This is a genomic window from Mycolicibacterium arseniciresistens (assembly GCF_030519285.1).
Lineage (GTDB): Bacteria > Actinomycetota > Actinomycetes > Mycobacteriales > Mycobacteriaceae > Mycobacterium > Mycobacterium arseniciresistens.
Genome location: NZ_JAUMSQ010000256.1, coordinates 1 through 3283 on the forward strand (window position 1 = coordinate 1; position 3283 = coordinate 3283).

General features: G+C 71.0%; 3 protein-coding genes and 1 pseudogene. 1 reads left to right on the top strand and 3 read right to left on the bottom strand.

Annotated features, from left to right (window positions below; genetic code table 11):
• Positions 1 to 935, bottom strand: a 935-nt coding sequence (locus Q2100_RS24455) for a GuaB3 family IMP dehydrogenase-related protein (protein ID WP_302916140.1), incomplete at its 3' end; no start/stop codon positions are given.
• Positions 936 to 940: 5 nt separating this feature from the next.
• Positions 941 to 2488 carry an IMP dehydrogenase gene (guaB, locus tag Q2100_RS24460; protein ID WP_264014943.1) on the bottom strand — a complete coding sequence of 516 codons (1548 nt, stop codon included), beginning with the start codon at positions 2486 to 2488 and terminating at the stop codon, positions 941 to 943.
• Positions 2489 to 2636: 148 nt separating this feature from the next.
• On the opposite strand from guaB, the gene Q2100_RS24465 reads away from it, so the two are divergent.
• A complete protein-coding gene (locus Q2100_RS24465) occupies positions 2637 to 3041 on the top strand; it encodes a DUF5319 domain-containing protein (protein ID WP_085192450.1) in 405 nt (134 codons plus the stop codon).
• A gap of 9 nt (positions 3042 to 3050) precedes the next feature.
• Here Q2100_RS24465 and Q2100_RS24470 read toward each other — a convergent pair.
• A pseudogene (locus tag Q2100_RS24470) lies at positions 3051 to 3283 on the bottom strand (hypothetical protein); the annotation flags it as partial.

A 3283-nucleotide genomic window follows, 5' to 3' on the forward strand; every position in this document is an offset into this window, starting at 1 on the left:
GCCGCGGCCGGCCAGAACCAGCCGCCGCCCAGCGCCTCGGCCGCCGTGGCCAGCGGGGTGCCCAGCACCACCGCGTCGGCACCGCAAGCGATGGCCTTGGCCAGGTCGCCGGAGGTGTGGATGTCGCCGTCGGCCAGCACGTGCACGTAGCGGCCGCCGGTCTCGTCGAGGTACTCGCGGCGGGCGGCGGCCGCGTCGGCGATCGCGGTGGCCATCGGCACGCTGATGCCGAGCACCTCGTCGCTGGTCGTGACGCCGCTGGTGGAGCCGTACCCCACGATGACGCCGGCAGCGCCGGTGCGCATCAGGTGCAGCGCCGTGCGGTGGTCGAGCACCCCGCCCGCCACGACCGGGACGTCGAGTTCGGAGATGAAGGTCTTCAGGTTCAGCGGCTCGCCGTCGGACGCCACGCGTTCGGCCGACACGATGGTGCCCTGGATCACCAGCAGGTCCAGCCCGGCCGCGATCAGCGACGGTGCCAGCGCCCTGGCGTTCTGCGGGCTGACCCGTACGGCCGTCGTCAGGCCCGCTTCGCGGATCCGCGCCACCGCGGCGCCCAGCAACTCGGGGTCCAGTGGCGCGGCGTGCAGCTGCTGCAGCAGCCGGATGGCGGCCGACGGCTCGGGCTCCTTCTCGGCGGCCTCGAGCACCTGGGCGATCTTCTCCTCGACGTCGGCGTGCCTGCCGATCAGTCCCTCGCCGTTGAGTACGCCGAGGCCGCCGAGCCGGCCCAGCTCGATGGCGAAGTCGGTGGACGCGAGCGCATCGGTGGGGTGCGACAGCACCGGCATGTCGAACCGGTAGGCGTCCAGCTGCCATGCGGTCGACACGTCCTTGGACGACCGGGTGCGCCGGGACGGCACGATGTTGATGTCGCCGAGCTCATAGGTACGGCGGGCGGTGCGGCCCATGCCGATCTCGACCATGTCGCGCATGCGCGTCAGACCCCGCGGGCGTAGTAGTTCGGCGCCTCGACGGTCATCTGGATGTCGTGCGGATGGCTCTCCTTGAGCCCCGCGGCGGTGATCTGGACGAACTGCGCCTGCTGCAGGTGCTCGATGGTGGCCGACCCGGTGTACCCCATGGCCGCCCGCAGGCCGCCGGTGAGCTGATGGATCACCGTCGACAGCGGTCCGCGGAACGGCACGCGACCCTCGATGCCCTCGGGCACCAGCTTGTCCTCGCTCAGGGCGTCGTCCTGGAAGTAGCGGTCCTTGGAGTAGCTCTTGCGGGTGCCGCGGGTCTGCATCGCGCCGAGCGACCCCATGCCGCGGTAGCTCTTGTACTGCTTGCCGTTGACGAAGATCAGGTCGCCGGGCGCCTCGGCGGTACCGGCCAGCAGCGAACCGAGCATCGCCGTCGACGCGCCCGCGGCCAGCGCCTTGGCGATGTCGCCGGAGTACTGCAGCCCGCCGTCGGCGATCACCGGCACGCCGGACGGCGCGCAGGCGGCGACGGCCTCGAGGATCGCGGTGATCTGCGGCGCGCCGACACCGGCGACCACCCGGGTGGTGCAGATGGAGCCCGGCCCGACGCCCACCTTCACCGCGTCGGCCCCGGCCTGCACCAGCGCCGCTGCCGCCGCCCGGGTGGCGACATTGCCGCCGATCACGTCGACGCGGTCGCCGACGGCCATCTTCACCCGGTTCACCATGTCCAGCACGCCGCGGTTGTGTGCGTGTGCGGTGTCGACGATCAGGACGTCGACGCCCGCGTCGGCCAGCGTCATCGCCCTGGTCCAGGCGTCGTCCCCGACCCCTACCGCCGCCCCGACCAGCAGCCGGCCGTCGGAGTCCTTGGTGGCAAGCGGGAACTGCTCGGTCTTGACGAAGTCCTTGACGGTGATCAGGCCGGTGAGCTTGCCGTGGTTGTCGACGATCGGCAGCTTCTCGATCTTGTGCCGGCGCAGCAGCCCGAGCGCGGCCTCGGCCGACACCCCCTCCTGCGCGGTGATCAGCGGCGCCTTGGTCATCACCTCCGACACCGGCTTGCTCTGGTCGACCTCGAAGCGCATGTCGCGGTTGGTGATGATGCCGACGAGCTGCCCGTTGTCGTCCACCACCGGCAGCCCCGAGATGCGGAACCGCGCGCACATGGCGTCGACCTCGGCCAGCGTGTTGCCCGGCGAGCAGGTCACCGGGTCGGTCACCATGCCCGCCTCGGAGCGTTTCACCGTCTCGACCTGGCCGGCCTGTTCGGCTGCGGGCAGGTTGCGGTGCAGCACGCCCATCCCGCCGGCGCGTGCCATCGCGATGGCCATCCTGGACTCGGTCACGGTGTCCATCGCCGAGCTGACGAGCGGCACCCGCAGCCGGATGCGCTTGGTCAGTCTGCTCGAGGTGTCGGCCATCGCCGGCACCACGTCGGAGGCGGCGGGCAGCAGCAGGACGTCGTCGAACGTGAGCCCGAGCATCGCGACCTTGGTCGGATCGTCACCGCCGGTGGGGACCGGTACGGCGAGGGGAACGCTGCTTTCAGCGATCGACATGGGCCTCGACTCCTTACTGCCTCCATCGGGGCGAAGCGTGATACTCAATCCTATCGGCTCAGCAGTCGCAACTCGCGATTCCATCCCCGGGTCGCCGCGCCGGGGCAACCGCTGGCGCGATCACAGTGGGGCTGCGTACTCTGGACGCGTGCGAGACCACTTGCCGCCGGGTTTGCCGCCTGACCCGTTCGCCGACGATCCGTGCGATCCGTCGGCTGCGCTCGATGCGCTCGAACCGGGTCAGCCGCTGGACCCGCAGGAACGCACCGCGGTGGAAGCCGATCTCGCCGATCTGGCGGTCTATGAAGCACTCCTGGCCCACAAGGGCATCCGCGGCCTCGTGGTGTGCTGCGACGAATGCCAGCAGGACCACTACCACGACTGGGACATGTTGCGCGCCAACCTGTTACAGCTGCTGGTCGACGGAACGGTGCGGCCGCACGAGCCTGCCTACGACCCGGAACCCGATGCCTACGTGACGTGGGATTACTGCCGCGGCTACGCCGACGCCTCGCTCAACGAGGCCACGTCGGAGTCCGACGGATACCGCTGACCCGACCGGTCACTCTCCCGCGCCCTTTGGCGTGGCCACCTCGGGCAGCACCAACTCGGGCATCTGGACCACCGGCGGAATCCTCGCGGGCCCCTGATCCTGCGCCCCACCACCACTGAGTCGCGGCTGCGGCAACTCGACCGGCTCCTGCACCGGCGGCTGCTCGGCCTGCGGCGCCTCGACGGGCGGCAACTGCACGGGCGGCGGCGCCTGGATCGGCGGCGCCGGGACGAACGTGGTCG